This window comes from Bifidobacterium sp. FKU, from assembly GCF_026016385.1.
Taxonomy (GTDB): Bacteria; Actinomycetota; Actinomycetes; order Actinomycetales; family Bifidobacteriaceae; genus Bifidobacterium; species Bifidobacterium infantis.
In genome coordinates, this window is the sequence record NZ_CP092888.1 from 1,346,936 (window position 1) to 1,365,536 (window position 18,601).

An 18,601-nucleotide genomic window follows, 5' to 3' on the forward strand; every position below is an offset into this window, starting at 1 on the left:
AAGACGTTTATCGGGCATCCTGCTTGTCCTTGGAGGTGAGTCGCAGTCCGGCTATGATGTCCGCCGAAGCGTCCGGGTTGCGCAGCAGCTTCGATATGGCCGCGCCTTCCTTGACGGTCAGTTGGGCGACGGCGATGGCCGTCACGACGGCCGTATGCTGCTCGTTGGTGAGCATGATCTTGTCGGACAGCAACAGTTTGGTCGCCCGGTCGATGAACGTGCTGGCCGCGTTCGTGATGCCGTTCGCCGGCGGCACCAAAGCCGCCAGTTCGAAACTCAGATCCTCGTCCGCTATCAGCGCCTGCTGCGCCAGACGGGGTTCGTTGATCGGCTTGCTCATGATTGTTCTCCTTGCTTGTTCGGCTCCCATCCCGGGAGCGGCTTGATTCGGATATAGAGATGTGGTTCGTATTCGTGCCCGCAGTACGTGTATGGGTCGCCGCTCTTGCGTTTCCGGTATTTGCCTTTGGCTCCGTACACCCATAGGTCGGGCATGCGCTTGGTGGCATGGGATTCGACGACCTGCGCGTCGTCCACGTAGGCGACGCCGTTCAGGGAGTCCAGAACCAGCTTCAAAAGGTTGTCGAGATCCGGACGGCCGCGATGGCTCATCCAGAATTCGGCCTCCAACCTGACCGGGCACTGGTATGGTTTCGCCTGCGGGTATTTGAGCCTGAATTCGGCGAACAGGCGTTCCTCCGCCCTGACGGTGCGTTTCGGTGTCATCGCGTGCCCGTTGTAGACGCGGGGACGCCCCTTCGGCACCGGGTCGCCCGGCAGGCAGAGCGTGAACTCACTTGGCTGTTCCATCGCCGCCCCACTTCAACAGGATTCCCACGAACATGAGCGGCAGGATGACCGCCAATGCGAGCGAGCCGGTTATCATCCACTGCGGCGTACCCACCGGACTTGGGATGCGGCTGTGCGTGCCGGCGAAACCGACCAGCCAACCCTCGCAGAACGTGAGAGCCAGCAGCACGGCCGATTTCTGCCCGTCCGTTAACCTCGGCCGGGGTCGGCGCATGCGCCGCTTTTTGCGTAACGCTTCGATGCTCATTTCACGGCCCTCGACTTCTCCGTGGTCACGATGCCGGCCAGATCCACCACGTCGGATTCGACCTGCAACACCTTGCGCATGATCTTCAGGTCGCCCTGCATGTAGGCGTCATAGCCGATCTGATGCGCCATATCGAACAGGTCGCCCAGCATGTCCGCATACCGCTGCCACTTGTCCGCCTCGGACTGTGGTTCGGGCTTGCGGGTCTCCCCGTCCAAATCCTTCTCCAATTCGACCTCCGTATCATTCAGGAGCTGCTCCATGAGCTCCTTCAGCGACATGTCCTCCGGAACCTCGACGCCGATGGCGTGGATACCGCTAATCTTGTTGTTTGACATCACTTGTCTTCCTTTCAATGTGATTGGTGATGTTGGTGCCGGCGTGAACCTTGGCAGTGCGACGCTGGCACCGCTTATTTCTTTTTTCTCCCGGCATTGGGGCCGGGAAACCTTTATTTGCCGTAGACCAGTTCCTTGCGGGTGATGGCGCACCTGTTGTTCCGGTAGTCGATGACCTCGCGTGGATCCCACACCAGCCGACGGCCGATACGCTTCGGGGCCGGCGGGTATTTCCCGCCCCACCGGTCGTAGCAAGACCAGATGTAAAGAGTGCTCTTCGAAAGATTCAGGAATTCCGCCACCTTGCCAATGGGCCAACCGTCCTGTGCTTCTATCTGCTTGGACATGATTCACCACGCTTCTTGGCGAGCAGGCCGCGCCAGTCCACGGTCGACGCCCACTCGAATACCCGCAGGTAGTCCGCAAAAAAAACGCGGAGAACATCGATGGAATCCAGATAGGAGTGCAATACGTCCTTCGCTTCCTTCAGGTCACCGAACGTCCATTCGCTCCAATCGGGATAGAACGAACCGGTCACCCCGTCGAACGTGGAATACGTCAGGTCGAACCACAAGTCGAACATAGGAACCTTCGCTTTGAACACCGTCAGGAACAGGTCGGCCTCATCGTTCGGATCACATACCAATTCCATGGGGAAGGAATGTCTGTAAGAGTCCGACACGATAGGGTGGGTGAGAGATAGACGAAGATTTTTCTCAGGGAGAGCGCCGGCCATCACGCACCCGCTTTCTGACTGAGCTCATCCCATGCCCGGTCAAACAAGGGGCGATCTTCTTCCGTGTAGGCGTAGACCTGAATGATGTGACCGTTCGGCAGTGTCAGATCAGCGCGTTGTGGGTCTCGACCGTTTCGCTCTCGATATGCGGCCTTGAGCTTCTTGCCGAATGTGCCACTCTTCGATCGCAGCTGCTTGGCGCTCAGATTCTTCTCCCGTAGATAGTCCTGTGTGTACAGGGGACGGGTCTTCGGGTCGAGCTCAGGTAGTTCCCCCAATTCCCGTGCGATCACGATGCGCGTCTTCGCTTCGAGGAAATCCGGGTGGACGATGCCCTGCGAAGCCTTCAACAGTTCGACTTGCATCATGCGCTCATGGTGAGCCGCCTCAAGCAGGTGTTGCGGACGCTGCACCTCGTATCTGCCGGTGCGCATTACGGTCGGCACTAGTTCGTGGTTCACCCAACGCTGGAACCGGATGACCATGTTGCGCGTGGCCTCGTCCTTGACTGCGCCGGGGCGGCGATTGTTCAAGGCGTGGATCAGGCCGGGCAGCGTGATGACGCTCATTTCTTGTTCTCCTCCAAGGGTGGGCACAATGTGCTTACCCTTTTCATCGGAGTCAAGATTGCGCAACATGTCCTTCGCGCTCTCGTATGCGAGTTTCTTCGCGATGGGGCTGGCGACGAACACCGGCTCGTCGGTGTTGCAGTCCAGTGCGGTGACCTCCGTATCTTCGAAACGAAGGGTCTGCAATGCGTTGCTCATTTGAGACCACCGTCCTCTGCTTCCACGGTTTCTACCTGTTCAATGCTTTCGATGTTGTTGAATGGAACGATTGTCGTAAGGGGTCCATCGGAGGAAGACCCGTCTTTGTCGAGCCATTGGACTTCGTAGAACGCGAAGCCGACGCCGGGGAGGACATCCACGTCAGCTGCGAACAGCTGACGGTGCCCCTTGAACCCGGTCTTGAGCAAGGTTGCTACGCAGGGGAAGTCGTCGCTCCACCATGAGGGGAGGTCGAGGGTTTCGATTTCCTTGTTGTCGGTTAGAATGGTGTTGTTCATTTGAACCTTCTTTCATTTGATCTCGGCATCCGTGGCGGCGGATGCCTTTTTCATTTCCTTGCTGTCTTCGGTCTCCACCGTGTTTGCAGTCAGCCAATCTTCGATGTCGCTTTGTCGGTACAAAACCGTTCGTGGCGTCGCTTGGATGTAGCGGGGGCCTTTCTTCTGGTAGCGCAGCTGGGCCAGATGATTGGGCTTGAGCCCGTAGTGCTCAAACACCTCCTTGGGGCTGAGAGTCGGACTCATAGCAATTGCCGGCATTATCAAAACCTCCTTTCACAAGTTGTCGTTATGAGAACGTGATTAACAAGGTAGCACAGAGTTTCAATATGACAACTTGTATTTTGCCTTTTGGCGTGTCGTGTTGTTAAATTGAGAACATGAGAATTAATGCAGCCATCTACGCTTATATAGATTCAATGAGAGCCGCCAAAGGCTTGACGTTGGATCAAATCGCGACTGAAGCGAGGCGCTATGGAGCAACATGGACACCGGGGTTCATTTCGGGTATGAAAAGAAATGCTTCTGCAGCCTCATTGTTCAACATGCTGATTCTTGTCAAGTCATTGGAGTCACTGACGGGAGAATCTCTTGTTCTCTCCGATCTTTTTCCTGGTGAAGGCGATATCAAATTAGATGGAGGAGCTTCAATTAGTAGAGAGGAGCTCCGCAAAGCCCTTAATGGAAATCATTTCGAATTATTGGGCGTACCGCCGAAGAAAATGTCCGACGATCCAGTAATACAACAAATCAATCAATCATTGTTGAATTCGATTCCGAGTATCATGGCAAAGGTCTCAGAATATTTAGTGTCAACCGCGCTTAACGGTCCAAACGAGATACGTAATAAAATGGTTCGCCATTCTCCAACCCTGTCCGAGCAAAGGGCGGCTAATAAGGTTAATATTACAGCCCCTGCTTTTGCTGCGATTTGTCTTTTAAAATACGGTCATTTCCTCGATGACGAAACTTCGCAACGAGCGGGTCGGAACGCCTCACCCCAAAAGCGAGGGCGAGAAACTCGCGGCGTCATTGAGGAAATCGATTTATGCCTTGACCACATGATTAACGATGGTTCAATTTATTTCCCCACTTTGCGTGACGATAATTCTATCGATCCGTCGACTCTTGATCTTGCCGCGAAGCATGGTGATATCGAGCGTGAGCAGGAAGCATACGAGGAAATGCCATGATCGACGTGGAGACCATCGCCCGTAAATGGGCCAACGTGTACGAGCTGGCGTTGCCGGCAGATCTTGAGGGCGGCTACGACGCGGCAAACAACCGCATACTCATCAGCGACCGGCTCACACCAATCCAACGCCGGTGCGTGCTCGCACATGAGATTAGTCATGCCCGTCACCACGACGTAGGATGCAAATGCGACTCCGCAACCGAGCGGAGAGCCGACATGGAGGCCGCACGCATGCTCGTCAACCAGCTCGAATATCAGTCCGCCGAGATTATCTTCGACGGCGACGAATGTGCCATAGCACGAGAACTCAACGTCATGCCCTGGGTAATCCGGGCATACAAAAACTGGCTGCACGACAGTGTGGCCGCCTAGGGAAAGAAGAAGCCATGGGAAGGCATTCAGCTCCGCGCAACGGGATGAATCGGTCGATTCCCCAACAAAGGGATGAAATCATTCAGCAATATCAGGCATCCCATGATGGCGTCATGCCTCCGGGAGCACTACCTCAACGGCAGGAACAAACGACTTTCATTCCCGAACAACCGGGGAATGCCCCTGATGCCGCTCGAATGGAGCAGCCGATTCCTCCGACCGTTGATCGGAATGTGCCGTTTTTCGGGCGCAAGCAGGAGATACTGCGGCTCCGCGAGGAAGTCGCACGTCTGAATGCGCAGATCATGCAGCTTGGTGCACTGGATATCAAGCAGCGTGAGGATCTGAAGCAACGATTGGATGCCGAAAATCATTCACTGGATTCCAGTATCGCATCGAAGAAAACCGAACTGAACCAGCTTGACGCAACCGTATTGAATCTCAGGGAATTCGGCGAATTACAGGAAATGGGATTCTACGACTACAAGAATCCGGCGGAAGACTCCGTGTCCTTGCAATCCAAACTAGCGGTCAATCGACAGGCGCAAAAACAGCATGTCAAGAACAAGACCGCGGTCCACGTAACGTCGAATTTCACCTTCAACAACTCGGCGGCAAAGGGCAGGAAATTCCTCAACGACATGTCCCGCATGGCTCTCAGCCTCTATAACGCCGAAGCCGAGAACTGCGTGAAAACGGTCAAGGCCGGCAATCTGCAAACATCGATAGCCCGACTCAACCGGTGTTCCGACCGAATCGATCGATTCGGGCAATTCATCGACCTGCGCATCACATGGCAATACAAGCAGTTGCGAATCGAAGAACTGGAACTGACCGCACGCTACATGCAGGCGGTACAGGCCGAGAAGGAAGCCGAACGCGAGCGTCGTGCCGAACTGCGCGAACAGCAGCGGGCTCAGAAGGAGCTCGAAGCCGAGATGGCTCGTCTGCGCAAGGAGCAGGAGCACTACCAGAACGTGCTCGAGAAGATGAAGGAGAAAGGCGATGTGGAGGAGGTCGCGAAGCTGGAATCGAAGCTTGCGGACATCAACAAGTCCATCAACGATGTGGACTACCGGGCCGCGAACATTCGAGCCGGCTACGTGTACGTCATCAGCGACGTGGGCGCGTTCGGCGGGCGCATGGTCAAGATTGGTATGACCCGACGCCTCGAGCCCATGGATCGTGTACGTGAGCTGTCCGATGCATCGGTGCCGTTCAAGTTTGACGTGCATGCCTTGTTCTTCTCCAAGGATGCGGTTTCATTGGAGACTATGCTGCATCACGAGTTCGAGGATAGGCGCGTGAACAAGGTCAACGCGCGCAAGGAGTTCTACTACTGCACGCCACAGGAGGTGCTGGACAAGCTCAAGGAAAAGGACGTGGCCGTGGTCGAATACAAGGTCGAGCCCGACGCGGAGGAATATCGCGTCAGTCAGGCCATCGCCGCGAAACAGAACATAGGAGCAGCGCCCGTGTCTGCTTGAGAAAAGAGAATTGCCCTACCGGTCTTGCACACCGATAGGGCGAGTGAAGAATCCAGCTAGTTCAAGAAAGAAGGACGCTTCACCCCCATATCCTACACGGGGCGAAGCCATACCTGAAATGTCAGTTCTTATCGTCCTCGTCAATCATGATGGGGGAGTAGAAGTAGAGTCTGTCCGTGGCGAGCGGTTCGAATTCCTTCGACCAGATGTCGAATTCGGGGTCGTTCTCATCCCGCCCCTCGTTCTCGAAGCCCGCGCCGGAGAAAAGGTGAACGCTGGCCTCGTTCCGGGGGTCGATCTGTGTAAGCACGTACGGGGTGCGCCCGTGTCTGGCGGCGTCGTTCGCCATCCATCGCAGCGCGCAGTCCAACAGTATCGCACCGAGATGCCGGCCACGTTCGCTCAACGCGGTGGCGATGAACGATATCGCGTAACCACTGGATTCCAGGGCGGCGGGGTCGTATCCGAACTCGCAGAAGCCGACGATGGGAGCGTTCGGGGTTTCCCCGTACTGGAGAACCATCCGGTACATCCCCGGCTCGTCCTTGACGCGGAGTCCGCGGATATAGCGCTGCACGTCCATCGCGTACTCCGGGCCGTTCGGCTCGCAGCAGACGAAGCGGCGCAATGCGAGCTGGTCGCCGGAGTCGCACAGGCGACTAGTGACGATCGCTATTCTCAATCTTCTGCGCCTTCTTCGCGAGTCGTGCCGGACGGTTCATCATCGCGCGGTGCAGTCGCATCCATTTCTCGTCCACGGCGTTGCGTGGCTTGCCGTCCTCGGACGGCGCGTACGCCGGTATTGGCTTCACGCCGGTATCCGTCATGGTCATGGCCGCCTCCTTTCGATTTTGGCGTAAGGGGATAGCCTACGTATTTCCCTTCCCCTTGTCAAATCCCATTAAAACACATCAAAACCGGTTAAAACACGTTAAAACTGGAAAACCGTACAAGTGAGTGAAAATCATGGCGAACATCACCAGATACAAGACATCGAAAGGCGAAGTACGTTATCGCGTCCGCTACCGCAAACCGGATGGCACGCAGACCGACAAGAGGGGCTTCCGCCGTAAAATCGACGCCGAAAACTGGGCGGCGGAACACGTCACCATCGCCAAGGCAACCAACAGCTACGTGGATCCGGAAGGCGGCAAACGGCTCGTCGGAGACCTGTATGAGCAGTGGCTGAAGGAAAAATGGCCGTTTTGGAAGGAAACCACACGGGTCAACGCCACCGACTCATGGAGGCTCTACTGCGAGGAGCGTTGGACCGATCGTCGAATCGGCACCATCACCCGCGCCGAGGTCCAGGCGTGGATCAGCGACATCATCGAGAACTCGGGCGCTCCATCCGTGAGCCGCCCGTACCAGACCATGCTCGGCATCTGCCGCATGGCCGTGCGGGACAAGCTCATACTCGACAATCCCTGTGAAAACGTCGAGCTCCCCAAACTGCCGAGGCGCAAGAGCCGTCGCGTGTACCTGACCATATCCCGGCTGATCGCATTCGCCGACGAATGCGCCAGAGGAAAGCATCTGGGAGCGGAGCGGCGAGCGCTCGTGCTGACATTGGGCTTCTGCGGATTGCGCTGGGGCGAGGCGGCGGCGTTGAAGGCCCGTGACCTGGACTTCGATCGGGGAGTGCTGCATGTGGGCGGCAACCTCGTGTACGTCGGGGCAAGATGGGTCGAGGGCACTCCGAAGAACAGCGAGGAACGCGACGTGCCCATGCCTCTCATCGTCATGGAAGCGCTGAAACCGATATGCGGGGCACGCGAACCGGACGAAAGGGTGTTCCGTGACCTGCGGGGCGGCCCGATCATGAAGCAGAGCACGGCGAAGACGACCGGCTGGTGGTATCACGCGCTGGTGCGCCTGGGCTGGCCGAAGGAGGAATGGCCCACACCGCATGACCTGCGCCATACCGCGGCATCGCTGGCCGTGCACGCCGGGGCGAACGTCAAGGCGCTGCAGCGGATGCTCGGCCACAAGAACGCGAGCATGACGTTGGATGTGTATGCGGATCTGTTCGACAGCGACCTGATGGATGTGGCCCGTATGCTCGACGCCGCAGTGCAGGTGGAGACGGGCGTGGAAGAATGTGGGCAAAATGTGGGCAAAAACATTTTGGAGCCCGTATGAAACCCTCAGAAACGTTGGAATCACGCCATTCCCATGAATGGTGATTCTTCAGCAAGTTGAAGGACGCACTGAGCTGAGAGTGGATGCGTTCTTGGCTCCCCTCAGAGAGGGGAGCCAAGTCTGTCACTTCAGCAGAGAACGGCACATGGAGCGGTATTCGTTGACGTAGCCGCCGCCGAAGAAGACGCAATGGCCGGCGATGGGGTAGAGCTGCCAGAGCGTGATACGCTCCTGCCATCCGGCCTTCAGCGGATGTACGGACTGGTAGCCCTCGGTGATTTCGCTCAGATAGCTCATGCCGAACAGGTGCAGCATAGACAGATCCTCCTCGCGATGACCGCCATGTGCCGCCGGATCGATGAGCACGGCCTCGGACTGCCCGGAATCGGCGGTCCACATCACATTGCCGCTCCACAGATCGCCGTGGATGCGCGCCGGCTTGTCGGCTGCGGCGCGGCCCATCAGATCCGGCAGCGCTTCAATCACGCGCTCAGTCAACTCAACATCGCGCTTATCCAGCTCGCCACGCCTCACACCAAGGTTGACCATCGGGCGCAGCCGTCCATCAGCGAAATAGCTGATCGGGTCGGTCCACTCGCCGGTATCCATTTTCACTGGGTCCTGCAATGATCCGAAGTAGCATGTGCCGTTATATCCGTCAGGCGCAGACCCGAAATATTCGGCACCAGTATCATGCATATGGGCCAGAGCCGCACCAAAAGCTCGTGCCGCCTGAGGCGTGGGGGACGCGCTGCCCACACGTTCGATATCCAGATAATCCTTGCCCCAGCCGTATACCTGCACCACGCGCGGGCCGCCCTGCGCATGAGCCGCTCCCAACCATTCGAGTCCTCGACCCTCGCATTCGAAGAATCCTTCCGGTGCGAATGCCCTGCTTTTGCGATACGTGGCCATAATGCTCCCTTCGTCGCTTACGTACTATATCCACTTTCATTGTAGAAGCCGTGGATGTTACCGATTCTTAGTGTTGTTCTACACCCCCTTGGGTAGGGTGTTCATCGTCATAACACATCAAATACTTAGAAATCACGAGGGGTTATGAATTTTTTCCAAGCGATCATTCTCGGCATCGTTCAGGCGCTGACCGAGTATCTCCCGGTATCCTCCAGCGCGCATATCCGTATTTTCGGCGATTTGATGCTGGGCTCTGATCCCGGTGCGGCGTTTACCGCCATCATCCAGATCGGCACCGAACTGGCGGTGATCCTCTACTTCCGTCATGACATCATCAACATCCTCACCCATTGGTTCGGCTGCCTGTTCGGCAAGAACGGCAAGGATTGGAAAGCCCGTATGGGGCGTGGCGACGAATACGCCACACTCGGCTGGAACATCATCGTCGGTTCCATTCCGATCGTCATCCTCGGCTTCACGCTGCAGGACGTCATCGAAACCTCGTTGCGCAACCTGTGGATCACGGTAACCGTGCTGCTGGTGTTCGGCGTGCTGCTGTGGGTGGTGGACGCCAAGGCCCGGCAGAACAAGACCATGGACGATATGACGTACCGTGATGCGTTCCTCTTCGGTCTGGGCCAGTCCATGGCACTGATTCCGGGCGTGTCCCGCTCCGGCGGCACCATCACCGTCGGTCGCGCACTGGGATACACCCGCGAAGCCGCCGTGCGCCTGAGCTTCCTGATGGCCATTCCCGCGGTGTTCGGCTCGGGGCTGCTGGAAACCGTCAAGGCCGTGAAGAACTACAAAACCGATGCGATGTTCCCCGGCTGGGGGCCGACCCTCGTGGCCATGGTCATCAGCTTCGTACTCGGCTATATCGTGATCATCGGCTTCCTGAAGTTCGTATCGACCTTCTCCTACAAGGCCTTCGCCATCTACCGCATCGGTTTGGCTGTGGTCGTCGCCGTGCTGCTGATTGTGGGCGTGCTGCCGGCCATCGATCCCTCCGTGGCGGCTGCGGCATAAGACAGATCAATAGAGGCGACTCAATATAATGGTGCTCCCGCCGGCGGGAGCCGTCAGCGAAGCTGACTGATGATGGTCACTGGAATATGCCAGCAGAACCACCCTCAGTCTCGCTACGCGAGCCAGCTCCCGACATTTTGTGCGACGTGCACATGCTCCCGCTGGATGAACAGCCCACAGGGCTGTTCATCCAGCGGGAGCATCACCATATATGGGCTAATTACCCATCTGGCGCAGAAATGCTTCCGCTTCTTTGACCAGTTGTTCGGCCTGGGGCGCTCCCAAAGAAGCCTCCGCCTCGGCTTTCTGCTGCAAGTCGTAGTCGTGCTCCAAATGCTCCACATAATCATGAAGCTGGTCATTACAACGAACCAGTATCGATGCCTGAGCCTTCCACTGTTCGGCTTTCTGCTTCAGATCTGCCGTATCGAAGGTGAAGCCGATATGCTTGCCCAACGCATCCAGCAATCGCATAGTGCCGGCAGAACATTCGTCGCTGCCCAAATATTGGGGGATGGACACCCACATTGAGGAATGAGCAAAGCCTTGCTGCGCGGCGGCCACATCCAGAACAGTAGGAATGCCCACCGGGCCGTTATACGACCGGTCTCCTTCGCATTGACAGTCTCCGTCGCTGACGGCGATGGGCAACGGCCTAGTATGCGGGCAATCGGAGAACATCGAACCTAACGTAATGATTCGATTGACATCCAGCTCATCGGCGATGGCCAGACTCTGGCTACAGTATTCCTTCCACCGATAGTTCGGTTCAGGGGCGATCTGCGCATAGATATGCTTGCCTGCGTCCAACGTGATGTCGTAGAACGTAGTCTGCGGCCAGATAAGATTGGTGCGTCCCGAAACATGGCACAGCATAGGACGGGCAACCTGGTAGTCATAGAAATCATCACAACGGATATGACGAATCTCGCGGGACTCATATCGCTTGACCAGATGGCGCACCACGTTCGTCGCCGCCTGACAGGCATCATTCCATCCCTCGAATGCGGCGATCAATACTGCGCCGGTGTCCTTCGCTGCTTCACTCATACCTCTAGAGTAACTGGAGTTCATTGCCTGAAGCGCACGCTTTAGCCATAAGCGAGAGTATGCAATTACAGGCGACACGCCGCAGCTGGACGAACTACACGCATGTGTGTATAGTAAACACTCGTGCTTCGGCAGGGAGACCTCGCCAAGGAAACACACGCGGACATAGCTTAGTTGGTAAAGCGCAACCTTGCCAAGGTTGAGACCGCGGGTTCGAGTCCCGTTGTCCGCTCTAGGTCCGTGAGTTGACAGACCTTACGGTGGGTTAGCCAAGCGGTTAGGCAGCGGCCTGCAAAGCCGTATAGACGAGTTCGACTCTCGTACCCACCTCTCAGACCAGCGAAGCAATTCAATGGGATGAAGTATGACCCGGGCGGTTGGCGCAGTGGTAGCGCACTTCCCTGACACGGAAGGGGTCACAAGTTCGAATCTTGTATCGCCCACGAAAGTCGAAGCAATTCGACTGGATATAACTGAAGAACCGAGTATTCGGGCGATTGGCGCAGCGGCTAGCGCACTTCGTTCACACCGAAGGGGTCGTAGGTTCGATTCCTACATCGCCCACTGGATTCCGCTTCTCACGGCGGATTCCTTTGCGGACATAGCTTAGTTGGTAAAGCGCAACCTTGCCAAGGTTGAGACCGCGGGTTCGAGTCCCGTTGTCCGCTCCACAACGAAACCTCGCTTCGGCGAGGTTTTTTCGTATTGGTTCAGATGCTGGTGGTATTTGTCGTACGCCCAACCTATCGTGTCCTACGTTGATTAACCAGTCCAGGCCTGCACATTAGTACCGCGGGCCCCGATAGCAAAGGACAAATCATGGCGCAAGCTACCATCTCCATAACCGTCAACGGCGAAGCGAAGGAGGTGGAAGCAACCACCACCGGCGTAGAACTGTTCGCGGAAGACAAGAACATCATCGCGGTCAAGATCAACGGCGAAAACCGTGACCTGTACACGCCGCTTGCCGACGACGACACCGTAGAGCCCATCACGCTCGATTCCGAAGACGGCCTCGCGATCATGCGTCACTCGGCCACCCACGTCATGGCCCAGGCCGTGCAGGAGGTCTATCCGAACGCCAAGCTCGGCGTCGGCCCGGTGATCAAGGACGGCTTCTACTACGATTTCCAGGTTGACAAGCCCTTCACCCCGGAAGACCTCAAGGACATCGAGAAGCGCATGCAGCGCATCATCAAGTCCTCCCAGTCCTTCCGCCGCCGGTCCGTGACCGAGGAAGAGGCCCTGAAGGAAGAGGCCGACCAGCCCTTCAAGATCGAGCTGATCGAAGACAAGGAAGCACACCTCGACCCGGCCGCCGCCACCGAGATTTCCGAGAAGGAACTCAGCTTCTACGACAACGTCGACCGTGACGGCAATGTGGTCTGGAAGGACCTGTGCCGCGGCCCGCACCTACCGAACACCCGCTACATCAAGGCTTTCAAGATTGAGCGTTCAGCCGCTGCCTACTGGCGTGGCAGCGAGAAGAACCCGACCATGCAGCGCATCTACGGCACCGCTTGGGCCAACAAGGAAGATCTCAAGGCATACCAGACCCGTCTGGAGGAGGCCGCCAAGCGAGACCACCGCAAGCTCGGCGCCGAGATGGACCTATTCTCCTTCCCGGACGAGATCGGCCCCGGCCTGGCCGTGTTCCACCCGAAGGGTGCCGCCGTGATCAACGCGATGGAGGACTACTCGCGCGAGATGCACCGCAAGCACCACTACAGCTTCGTGCAGACCCCGCACATCACCAAGGGCGGCCTGTACGAGACCTCCGGCCACCTGCACTGGTACAAGGACGGCATGTACCCGGCCATGCACCTCGATGAGGAGTACGACGCGGACGGCAACGTGACCAAGCCCGGCTTCGACTACTACCTCAAGCCGATGAACTGCCCGATGCACAACCTGATCTTCAAGTCGCGCCAGCGCTCCTACCGTGAGCTGCCGCTGCGCCTCTTCGAGTTCGGTACCGTGTACCGCTACGAGAAGTCCGGCGAGGTCCATGGCCTGACCCGTGTGCGTGGCTTGACTCAGGACGATTCCCACATCTACTGCACCCGCGAGCAGATGAAGGACGAGCTGACCAGCCTGCTGACCTTCGTGTTGAATCTGCTCAAGGACTTCGGTCTGTCCGACTTCTATCTGGAGCTCTCCACCAAGGATCCGGATAAGTACGTCGGCTCCGACGAGATCTGGGAGGAGGCCACCCGTACCCTGCGTGAGGTCGCCGAGGCATCCCACCTCGACCTCGTGGCCGATCCGGGCGGGGCCGCCTTCTACGGCCCGAAGATCTCCGTGCAGGCCCGTGACGCCATCGGCCGTACTTGGCAGGTCTCGACCATCCAGCTCGACTTCAACCTGCCCGAGCGTTTCCAGCTTGAGTACATCGCGAAGGACGGCACCCATCAGCGTCCGGTGATGATTCACCGCGCCCTGTTCGGCTCCATCGAACGCTTCTTCGCCGTGCTGCTCGAGCACTACGCTGGCGCCTTCCCGGCGTGGCTGGCCCCCGTGCAGGTGCTCGGCGTGCCGGTCGCCGACGAGTTCGCCCCGCATCTGGCCGGTTTCGTCAAGTCCCTCGAGGATGAGATGGTCCGTTGCGAGATCGACTACTCCGATGACCGCTTCGGCAAGAAGATTCGCAACGCCTCCAAGTCCAAAGTGCCGTTCATCCTCATCGTCGGTGAGGAAGATATGAACAACAACGCGGTGAGCTTCCGCTTCCGCGACGGCAGCCAGCTCAACGGCGTACCGGTGGACAAGGCTCGCGAGCAGATCCTCGCCGTGATCGCCAAGCGCGTCCAGGTGAACTCCGCCGACGACTTCAACGCCGCTGTAACTGAGTAAAGGAATACATGATGGCTGACGTGCGTGTCGATGATCCGGCGGACTTCCCGTCTCAGGAAGACACGGTCGAACGACTGTGGACCCCGCAGCGCATGACCTATGTACTGCGCAACAGCGAGGATCGTCCGACCAAAACCAAGTCGAAGGAATGTCCGTTCTGCGCTGGACCGAAGAAGTCCGACGAAGACGGCCTCATCGCCTGGCGCGGCACGCACGTGTTCGCCATCATGAACCTCTACCCGTATAACGTCGGGCATCTCATGATTTGCCCGTACCGTCACGTCGGATTCATCACCGAACTTGACGACGCCGAATTGTTCGAGTTCGAGAAGGCCACCACCCTCGCCATGAAGGTGATGGAGACCGTCTCCCATCCGGACGGATACAATATCGGCATCAATCAGGGCGAGGTAGCGGGCGCGGGGGTCGCGGCCCATCTGCATCAGCATGTGGTGCCGCGCTGGAACGGTGACGCGAACTTCATGCCCATCGTCGCCCAAACGCGCACCATGCCGATTCTGCTGTCCGATCAGCGGGATGCGTATGCCAAAGCGTTTGCACAGCTGGCTTCCGACTACCATCTGCCGCTCGTCTGATACCGGCGCGATACCCTCATGCATCTGGTCGAACCAGCGCATGATTCAAAAAGACAATCGAAAACATCACGGGTATGTCTGATTAACGGCCTACAATCGTCTCGTTTGACATCATCCGTTTATTACTGCTAGGAGCATTATGTCAGGTCATTCCAAGTGGGCGACCACCAAGCACAAGAAGGCCGCCATCGACGCCAAGCGCGGCAAGCTCTTCGCCAAGCTCATCAAGAACATCGAAATCGCCGCCCGCCTCGGCGGTGGCGACCCAGACGGCAACCCGTCCCTGTACGACGCCATCTACAAGGCCAAGAAGGCCTCCATGCCGGCCGACAACATCGCCCGCGCCGTTAAGCGTGGTGCCGGTGACGAAGACGGTGCCGCCAACTACGAGGACATCGTCTACGAGGGCTACGCTCCCGCTGGCGTGGGCCTCATCATCGAGTGCCTGACCGACAACCGCAACCGTGCGGCCGCCGAAGTGCGTTCCACCCTGACCAAGGGCAACGGCTCCCTGGCCACCTCCGGCTCCGTGTCCTTCAACTTTGAGCGCAAGGGCCAGATCGTGGTTCCGTCCGAAGGCGTGGACTTCGACAAGCTGTTCGAGACCGCAGCCGAAGCCGGTGCCGAGGACGTTACCGACGATGGCGAGGTGTTCACCGTCGTGACCGGTCCGTCCGACCTGTTCACCGTGCGCAAGGCCCTGCAGGACGCCGGCTTCGATTACGATTCCGCTGATCAGGTCATGCAGCCGAAGAACGAGGTCGAGCTGAGCCTCGAAGACGCCCGCAAGGTGTCCAAGCTCATCGACAACCTCGATGACCTCGACGATGTGCAGAACATCTACTCCAACTGGACCGCCTCCGACGAGGTGATGGCCCAGCTCGACGAGGAGTAGTCCTCGTGATCATCCTCGGCGTCGACCCCGGGCTTACACGCTGCGGGGTCGGCGTGATCGAAGCCGGCGAGCACCGCCGGCTTTCGTTTATTCACGTGGACGTGGTGCGGTCCTCGCCGGACATCACCCAGGATCTGCGTCTTTTGGCCATCTATAACGGCCTGTCCGAGAAGATGGATCGCTTTGCACCCGATGCCGTGTCCATCGAACGTGTGTTCGCCCAGTCCAACCGCAACACCGTGCTCGGTACCGCGCAGGCGGCCGGCCTTGCCATGCTCGCCGCCGCGCAACGCGGCATCCCCGTGGCGCTTCACACCCCGACTGAGGCGAAACTGGCCATCACCGGCAACGGGCAGGCGCAGAAGGTGCAGGTGGAACGCATGGTGACGCGTGTCCTGAACCTTACCAAGATGCCGACGCCCGCCGACGCCGCCGACGCGCTGGCCTTGGCCATATGCCATGCCCTGCGTCCGGCGGGGGCGCTGCAGGGCGGCGAGCGTGAGCAGCATCTGACCGCCGCGCAACGCCAGTGGGCTGAGGCTGCGCAAAACTCCACGCGCCGACGCAAGAACAGCGATCGAGGTATGTAGTATACTTTCGAACAGATGTTCGAATCCTGAATACCGAAACGTTCAAGGAGTACCTGTATGATTGGCATGCTGACCGGGCGGGTGGAATCGGTTGAAACCGACACCGCATTGATCGACGTCGGGGGAGTGGGCTATGAGACGCGCATGTCCGCCACCGACTTGGGCCGCCTGCACGCCGGCCAGGACGCCTGCGTCTTCACGTATCTGAACCTCTCGCAGGATTCTGTCACACTGTACGGGTTCCTCGACCGGGACTCCAAGAGAGTGTTCCTGCAGCTCATCAAGGTCTCCGGCATAGGACCGAAGGTGGCGCAGTCGCTGCTGGGCACGATGACCCCAAGCCAGCTGGCCCGCGCCATCGCCGACAATGACGCCGCCGCACTGGCCAAGGCGCCGGGATTGGGCAGGAAGGGCGCGCAGAAGATCATCCTGGAGCTCAAGGGATCCGTCGATCTGAACCAGTCCGATGACGCGTCGGCCGGCAACGCGCCATACCAGCCGACCGTCGACACCGGCGTGGAGCAGGTCGTGGAGGGTCTGATCTCTCTTGGCTGGCGTCAGCAGGACGCTCAGCGGGCCGTCAACGAAGCCTGCGCAGAGAACGATGTTCCCATGCCGCTGGCCTCCGACGATGCGCCGCGTGTGCTGCGGCTCGCCTTGGCCCGTATGGATAGGGGGCGCTGATGAACGAGACGACGGATTACGGCGCCTCCAACACCGGTGCCAACGAGGAGTCGTTACGCATGGTCTCCTCGCAGCCGATCGGCAACGAGCCGGTCAGCGATGAGGAATTGCGCCCGCATGTCCTCGGGGGATTCATCGGCCAGCCCCGGCTCAAAGCCCAGCTTCAACTGTTCCTCGACGCCGCGCGCAAGCGGGACGTGCCGCCCGATCATATCCTGCTCGCCGGCCCACCCGGTTTGGGCAAGACCACGTTGGCCATGATCGTGGCCAACGAGCTCGAAGTGCCGATTCGCGTCACTTCCGGGCCTGCGGTCCAACACGCCGGCGATCTCGCCTCGATTCTCAGTTCGCTTGATACCGGTGAGGTGTTGTTCATCGACGAGATCCACCGCCTGCCGCGCGCCGCCGAGGAGTTGCTGTACATCGCGATGGAGGATTTCCGCGTCGACGTGATGGTCGGCAAGGGTCCGGGCGCCAGCTCCATTCCGTTGACCCTGCCGCGGTTCACCGTCATCGGCGCCACCACGCGCGAGGGCATGTTGCCGAGTCCGTTGCGCGCACGCTTCGGTTTCACCGCACATCTTGACTTCTATCCGCACGACGAGCTGCAGAAGCTCATCGAACGTTCGGCCAATGTGCTGGGCGTGAATCTTGGCGACGGCTCGGCTCGGGAACTCGCGTTGCGTTCGCGCGGCACGCCGCGCATCGCCAATCGTCTGCTGCGCCGTGTGCGCGATTGGGCGATCGTGCATGACCTGATCGAGGTGCGGTCGGATGACGTCAAGGAGGCCTTGGCCTTATACCAGATCGATTCGGAGGGTCTTGACCGCCTGGACATCGCCGTACTCGACGCCATCGTGCGTAATTTCAATGGCGGGCCCGTGGGACTGAACAACCTTGCGGCCATGGTGGGCGAGGAGTCGGAGACCGTGGAAACCGTATGCGAGCCGTATCTCGTGCGTGAGGGTTTCCTGATCCGCACCCCGAAAGGCCGCGTGGCCACTGAGAAGGCCTGGCGACACCTGGGGATTACGCCAAGGGATGATGTCAGCAAGCCCTTCTAGACTTTTCCTGTTTGCACACTTGGCGACATTTCGTCAATGCCGTTCATCTGAAGGAGTTTTCCGTGGAACAGTCCATTATGCTTATCATGATCATCGTCGTTTTCGGCGGCATGATGTGGTGGCAGTCCAAGAAGGCCAAGCAGCAGCAGCAGGAGAAACAGGACTTCCGTCGCAACCTGCAGCCCGGCACCGAGGTCATCACCATCGGCCAGGTGATCGGCAAGGTCGTCGAGGTCGATGAGCAGTACGAGGAGATCGTCATCGACTCCGAGGGATCCAAGCTGCGTTTCGGTTTCAACGCCATCGCCCGCGAATACATCCGCCCGGCCTACGTGTCCGATGCCGAGGTCGACGAGAACGGCGATCCGCTTCCCGACCAGGATGCCGGGCCCCCGACCGCCGACGAGTCCGGGCAGACCCCGATCGAGGCGTCCATCACGTCCGGAGAGAACGATGCGGCCGAGGACGTCGACTCCCCGGCCGCCGCAGACGGGACCGCCACGAAGTAGGCCGTACGATTTGGCGGCGTCGC

25 protein-coding genes and 5 tRNA genes are annotated in these 18,601 nt (G+C 58.7%); 17 read left to right on the plus strand and 13 right to left on the minus strand.

Annotation, left to right across the window (positions count from 1 at the left end; genetic code table 11):
* Positions 1-7 precede the first annotated feature (7 nt).
* The 9 genes from MMB48_RS06015 to MMB48_RS06055 form a co-directional block, all read right to left on the minus strand.
* The gene (locus MMB48_RS06015; RefSeq protein ID WP_032744100.1) at positions 8-340 is read right to left on the minus strand and encodes a hypothetical protein; all 333 of its coding nucleotides are present in this window, start codon (positions 338-340) and stop codon (positions 8-10) included.
* Entirely contained in the window at positions 337-810 is a 474-nt protein-coding gene (locus MMB48_RS06020; RefSeq protein ID WP_032744098.1) for a RusA family crossover junction endodeoxyribonuclease, read from the minus strand. Before MMB48_RS06020 ends, MMB48_RS06015 begins: the two co-directional genes overlap by 4 nt.
* Positions 794-1,057: a hypothetical protein gene (locus tag MMB48_RS06025; protein WP_007058651.1), complete on the minus strand. Its 264-nt coding sequence runs from the start codon at positions 1,055-1,057 to the stop codon at positions 794-796. Before MMB48_RS06025 ends, MMB48_RS06020 begins: the two co-directional genes overlap by 17 nt.
* On the minus strand, positions 1,054-1,395 hold the full coding sequence (locus tag MMB48_RS06030) for a hypothetical protein (RefSeq protein ID WP_032744096.1): 342 nt from the start codon (positions 1,393-1,395) through the stop codon (positions 1,054-1,056). Before MMB48_RS06030 ends, MMB48_RS06025 begins: the two co-directional genes overlap by 4 nt.
* 113 nt (positions 1,396-1,508) lie before the next feature.
* The gene (locus tag MMB48_RS06035) at positions 1,509-1,742 is read right to left on the minus strand and encodes a helix-turn-helix transcriptional regulator (RefSeq protein WP_032744095.1); all 234 of its coding nucleotides are present in this window, start codon (positions 1,740-1,742) and stop codon (positions 1,509-1,511) included.
* Complete coding sequence (locus MMB48_RS06040; RefSeq protein WP_007057070.1) at positions 1,727-2,047, minus strand: hypothetical protein; 321 nt, start codon at positions 2,045-2,047, stop codon at positions 1,727-1,729. Before MMB48_RS06040 ends, MMB48_RS06035 begins: the two co-directional genes overlap by 16 nt.
* A gap of 83 nt (positions 2,048-2,130) precedes the next feature.
* Positions 2,131-2,898 carry a Bro-N domain-containing protein gene (locus MMB48_RS06045; RefSeq protein ID WP_032744093.1) on the minus strand — a complete coding sequence of 256 codons (768 nt, stop codon included), beginning with the start codon at positions 2,896-2,898 and terminating at the stop codon, positions 2,131-2,133.
* Positions 2,895-3,197 (minus strand): hypothetical protein, encoded by a 303-nt coding sequence (locus MMB48_RS06050; protein WP_032744092.1) that lies wholly within the window; start codon positions 3,195-3,197, stop codon positions 2,895-2,897. Before MMB48_RS06050 ends, MMB48_RS06045 begins: the two co-directional genes overlap by 4 nt.
* A gap of 12 nt (positions 3,198-3,209) precedes the next feature.
* Complete coding sequence (locus MMB48_RS06055) at positions 3,210-3,458, minus strand: helix-turn-helix transcriptional regulator (protein ID WP_032744090.1); 249 nt, start codon at positions 3,456-3,458, stop codon at positions 3,210-3,212.
* A gap of 119 nt (positions 3,459-3,577) precedes the next feature.
* Here MMB48_RS06055 and MMB48_RS06060 point away from each other — a divergent pair, with 119 nt between their 5' ends.
* The 3 genes from MMB48_RS06060 (at position 3,578) to MMB48_RS06070 (ending at position 6,251) form a co-directional block, all read left to right on the plus strand.
* Positions 3,578-4,390 carry a hypothetical protein gene (locus MMB48_RS06060; RefSeq protein WP_032744088.1) on the plus strand — a complete coding sequence of 271 codons (813 nt, stop codon included), beginning with the start codon at positions 3,578-3,580 and terminating at the stop codon, positions 4,388-4,390.
* Entirely contained in the window at positions 4,387-4,764 is a 378-nt protein-coding gene (locus MMB48_RS06065; RefSeq protein WP_032744086.1) for an ImmA/IrrE family metallo-endopeptidase, read from the plus strand. Before MMB48_RS06060 ends, MMB48_RS06065 begins: the two co-directional genes overlap by 4 nt.
* Positions 4,765-4,961: 197 nt before the next feature.
* Positions 4,962-6,251 (plus strand): GIY-YIG nuclease family protein, encoded by a 1,290-nt coding sequence (locus MMB48_RS06070; RefSeq protein ID WP_050496243.1) that lies wholly within the window; start codon positions 4,962-4,964, stop codon positions 6,249-6,251.
* 121 nt (positions 6,252-6,372) lie between these two features.
* Here the strand turns inward: MMB48_RS06070 and MMB48_RS06075 are convergent, their stop codons facing one another.
* Positions 6,373-6,933: a GNAT family N-acetyltransferase gene (locus MMB48_RS06075; RefSeq protein WP_226746465.1), complete on the minus strand. Its 561-nt coding sequence runs from the start codon at positions 6,931-6,933 to the stop codon at positions 6,373-6,375.
* The gene (locus tag MMB48_RS06080; RefSeq protein ID WP_165505051.1) at positions 6,911-7,084 is read right to left on the minus strand and encodes a hypothetical protein; all 174 of its coding nucleotides are present in this window, start codon (positions 7,082-7,084) and stop codon (positions 6,911-6,913) included. The genes MMB48_RS06075 and MMB48_RS06080 overlap by 23 nt, the downstream gene beginning before the upstream one ends.
* Before the next feature lie 133 nt (positions 7,085-7,217).
* Here MMB48_RS06080 and MMB48_RS06085 point away from each other — a divergent pair, with 133 nt between their 5' ends.
* The gene (locus MMB48_RS06085; protein WP_032744085.1) at positions 7,218-8,393 is read left to right on the plus strand and encodes a tyrosine-type recombinase/integrase; all 1,176 of its coding nucleotides are present in this window, start codon (positions 7,218-7,220) and stop codon (positions 8,391-8,393) included.
* A 123-nt stretch (positions 8,394-8,516) separates the two neighbouring features.
* Here MMB48_RS06085 and MMB48_RS06090 read toward each other — a convergent pair whose 3' ends face one another.
* Positions 8,517-9,308: a fructosamine kinase family protein gene (locus MMB48_RS06090; protein ID WP_032744083.1), complete on the minus strand. Its 792-nt coding sequence runs from the start codon at positions 9,306-9,308 to the stop codon at positions 8,517-8,519.
* A gap of 144 nt (positions 9,309-9,452) precedes the next feature.
* On the opposite strand from MMB48_RS06090, the gene MMB48_RS06095 reads away from it, so the two are divergent.
* Entirely contained in the window at positions 9,453-10,337 is an 885-nt protein-coding gene (locus MMB48_RS06095; protein WP_032744081.1) for an undecaprenyl-diphosphate phosphatase, read from the plus strand.
* Between the two features lie 216 nt (positions 10,338-10,553).
* Here the strand turns inward: MMB48_RS06095 and MMB48_RS06100 are convergent, their stop codons facing one another.
* Positions 10,554-11,354 (minus strand): PAC2 family protein, encoded by an 801-nt coding sequence (locus MMB48_RS06100; RefSeq protein WP_176338719.1) that lies wholly within the window; start codon positions 11,352-11,354, stop codon positions 10,554-10,556.
* 192 nt (positions 11,355-11,546) lie between these two features.
* Here MMB48_RS06100 and MMB48_RS06105 point away from each other — a divergent pair.
* The 12 genes from MMB48_RS06105 (at position 11,547) to MMB48_RS06160 (ending at position 18,578) form a co-directional block, all read left to right on the plus strand.
* A tRNA-Gly gene (locus MMB48_RS06105) sits at positions 11,547-11,619 on the plus strand.
* 27 nt (positions 11,620-11,646) lie between these two features.
* Positions 11,647-11,717 (plus strand) — tRNA-Cys (locus MMB48_RS06110).
* 41 nt (positions 11,718-11,758) lie between these two features.
* Positions 11,759-11,830, plus strand: a tRNA-Val gene (locus tag MMB48_RS06115).
* A gap of 48 nt (positions 11,831-11,878) precedes the next feature.
* Positions 11,879-11,951, plus strand: a tRNA-Val gene (locus MMB48_RS06120).
* A 31-nt stretch (positions 11,952-11,982) separates the two neighbouring features.
* Positions 11,983-12,058, plus strand: a tRNA-Gly gene (locus MMB48_RS06125).
* A 148-nt stretch (positions 12,059-12,206) separates the two neighbouring features.
* Positions 12,207-14,240 (plus strand): threonine--tRNA ligase, encoded by a 2,034-nt coding sequence (gene thrS, locus MMB48_RS06130; RefSeq protein WP_032744079.1) that lies wholly within the window; start codon positions 12,207-12,209, stop codon positions 14,238-14,240.
* An 11-nt stretch (positions 14,241-14,251) separates the two neighbouring features.
* Positions 14,252-14,836, plus strand: coding sequence for an HIT family protein (locus MMB48_RS06135; RefSeq protein WP_032744078.1), 585 nt, complete (start codon positions 14,252-14,254; stop codon positions 14,834-14,836).
* A gap of 139 nt (positions 14,837-14,975) precedes the next feature.
* Positions 14,976-15,731: a YebC/PmpR family DNA-binding transcriptional regulator gene (locus MMB48_RS06140; protein WP_032744077.1), complete on the plus strand. Its 756-nt coding sequence runs from the start codon at positions 14,976-14,978 to the stop codon at positions 15,729-15,731.
* 5 nt (positions 15,732-15,736) lie between these two features.
* A complete protein-coding gene (ruvC, locus tag MMB48_RS06145) occupies positions 15,737-16,321 on the plus strand; it encodes a crossover junction endodeoxyribonuclease RuvC (protein WP_012577503.1) in 585 nt (194 codons plus the stop codon).
* Between the two features lie 57 nt (positions 16,322-16,378).
* Positions 16,379-17,005 (plus strand): Holliday junction branch migration protein RuvA, encoded by a 627-nt coding sequence (ruvA, locus tag MMB48_RS06150; RefSeq protein WP_032744075.1) that lies wholly within the window; start codon positions 16,379-16,381, stop codon positions 17,003-17,005.
* Positions 17,005-18,069: a Holliday junction branch migration DNA helicase RuvB gene (gene ruvB, locus MMB48_RS06155; protein ID WP_032744073.1), complete on the plus strand. Its 1,065-nt coding sequence runs from the start codon at positions 17,005-17,007 to the stop codon at positions 18,067-18,069. Before ruvA ends, ruvB begins: the two co-directional genes overlap by 1 nt.
* 77 nt (positions 18,070-18,146) lie before the next feature.
* Entirely contained in the window at positions 18,147-18,578 is a 432-nt protein-coding gene (locus tag MMB48_RS06160) for a preprotein translocase subunit YajC (protein ID WP_050496252.1), read from the plus strand.
* Positions 18,579-18,601 lie beyond the last annotated feature (23 nt).

What these genes read in the sequence shown, in the direction of transcription:
- MMB48_RS06015 (WP_032744100.1), bottom strand. Translation starts at nt 340, where the DNA reads ATGAGCAAGCCGATCAACGAACCCCGTCTGGCGCAGCAGGCGCTGATA.
- MMB48_RS06020 (WP_032744098.1), bottom strand. Translation starts at nt 810, where the DNA reads ATGGAACAGCCAAGTGAGTTCACGCTCTGCCTGCCGGGCGACCCGGTG.
- MMB48_RS06025 (WP_007058651.1), bottom strand. Translation starts at nt 1,057, where the DNA reads ATGAGCATCGAAGCGTTACGCAAAAAGCGGCGCATGCGCCGACCCCGG.
- MMB48_RS06030 (WP_032744096.1), bottom strand. Translation starts at nt 1,395, where the DNA reads ATGTCAAACAACAAGATTAGCGGTATCCACGCCATCGGCGTCGAGGTT.
- MMB48_RS06035 (WP_032744095.1), bottom strand. Translation starts at nt 1,742, where the DNA reads ATGTCCAAGCAGATAGAAGCACAGGACGGTTGGCCCATTGGCAAGGTG.
- MMB48_RS06040 (WP_007057070.1), bottom strand. Translation starts at nt 2,047, where the DNA reads ATGGAATTGGTATGTGATCCGAACGATGAGGCCGACCTGTTCCTGACG.
- MMB48_RS06045 (WP_032744093.1), bottom strand. Translation starts at nt 2,898, where the DNA reads ATGAGCAACGCATTGCAGACCCTTCGTTTCGAAGATACGGAGGTCACC.
- MMB48_RS06050 (WP_032744092.1), bottom strand. Translation starts at nt 3,197, where the DNA reads ATGAACAACACCATTCTAACCGACAACAAGGAAATCGAAACCCTCGAC.
- MMB48_RS06055 (WP_032744090.1), bottom strand. Translation starts at nt 3,458, where the DNA reads ATGCCGGCAATTGCTATGAGTCCGACTCTCAGCCCCAAGGAGGTGTTT.
- MMB48_RS06060 (WP_032744088.1), top strand. Translation starts at nt 3,578, where the DNA reads ATGAGAATTAATGCAGCCATCTACGCTTATATAGATTCAATGAGAGCC.
- MMB48_RS06065 (WP_032744086.1), top strand. Translation starts at nt 4,387, where the DNA reads ATGATCGACGTGGAGACCATCGCCCGTAAATGGGCCAACGTGTACGAG.
- MMB48_RS06070 (WP_050496243.1), top strand. Translation starts at nt 4,962, where the DNA reads ATGGAGCAGCCGATTCCTCCGACCGTTGATCGGAATGTGCCGTTTTTC.
- MMB48_RS06080 (WP_165505051.1), bottom strand. Translation starts at nt 7,084, where the DNA reads ATGACCATGACGGATACCGGCGTGAAGCCAATACCGGCGTACGCGCCG.
- MMB48_RS06085 (WP_032744085.1), top strand. Translation starts at nt 7,218, where the DNA reads ATGGCGAACATCACCAGATACAAGACATCGAAAGGCGAAGTACGTTAT.
- MMB48_RS06090 (WP_032744083.1), bottom strand. Translation starts at nt 9,308, where the DNA reads ATGGCCACGTATCGCAAAAGCAGGGCATTCGCACCGGAAGGATTCTTC.
- MMB48_RS06095 (WP_032744081.1), top strand. Translation starts at nt 9,453, where the DNA reads ATGAATTTTTTCCAAGCGATCATTCTCGGCATCGTTCAGGCGCTGACC.
- thrS (WP_032744079.1), top strand. Translation starts at nt 12,207, where the DNA reads ATGGCGCAAGCTACCATCTCCATAACCGTCAACGGCGAAGCGAAGGAG.
- MMB48_RS06135 (WP_032744078.1), top strand. Translation starts at nt 14,252, where the DNA reads ATGGCTGACGTGCGTGTCGATGATCCGGCGGACTTCCCGTCTCAGGAA.
- MMB48_RS06140 (WP_032744077.1), top strand. Translation starts at nt 14,976, where the DNA reads ATGTCAGGTCATTCCAAGTGGGCGACCACCAAGCACAAGAAGGCCGCC.
- ruvA (WP_032744075.1), top strand. Translation starts at nt 16,379, where the DNA reads ATGATTGGCATGCTGACCGGGCGGGTGGAATCGGTTGAAACCGACACC.
- ruvB (WP_032744073.1), top strand. Translation starts at nt 17,005, where the DNA reads ATGAACGAGACGACGGATTACGGCGCCTCCAACACCGGTGCCAACGAG.
- MMB48_RS06160 (WP_050496252.1), top strand. Translation starts at nt 18,147, where the DNA reads ATGCTTATCATGATCATCGTCGTTTTCGGCGGCATGATGTGGTGGCAG.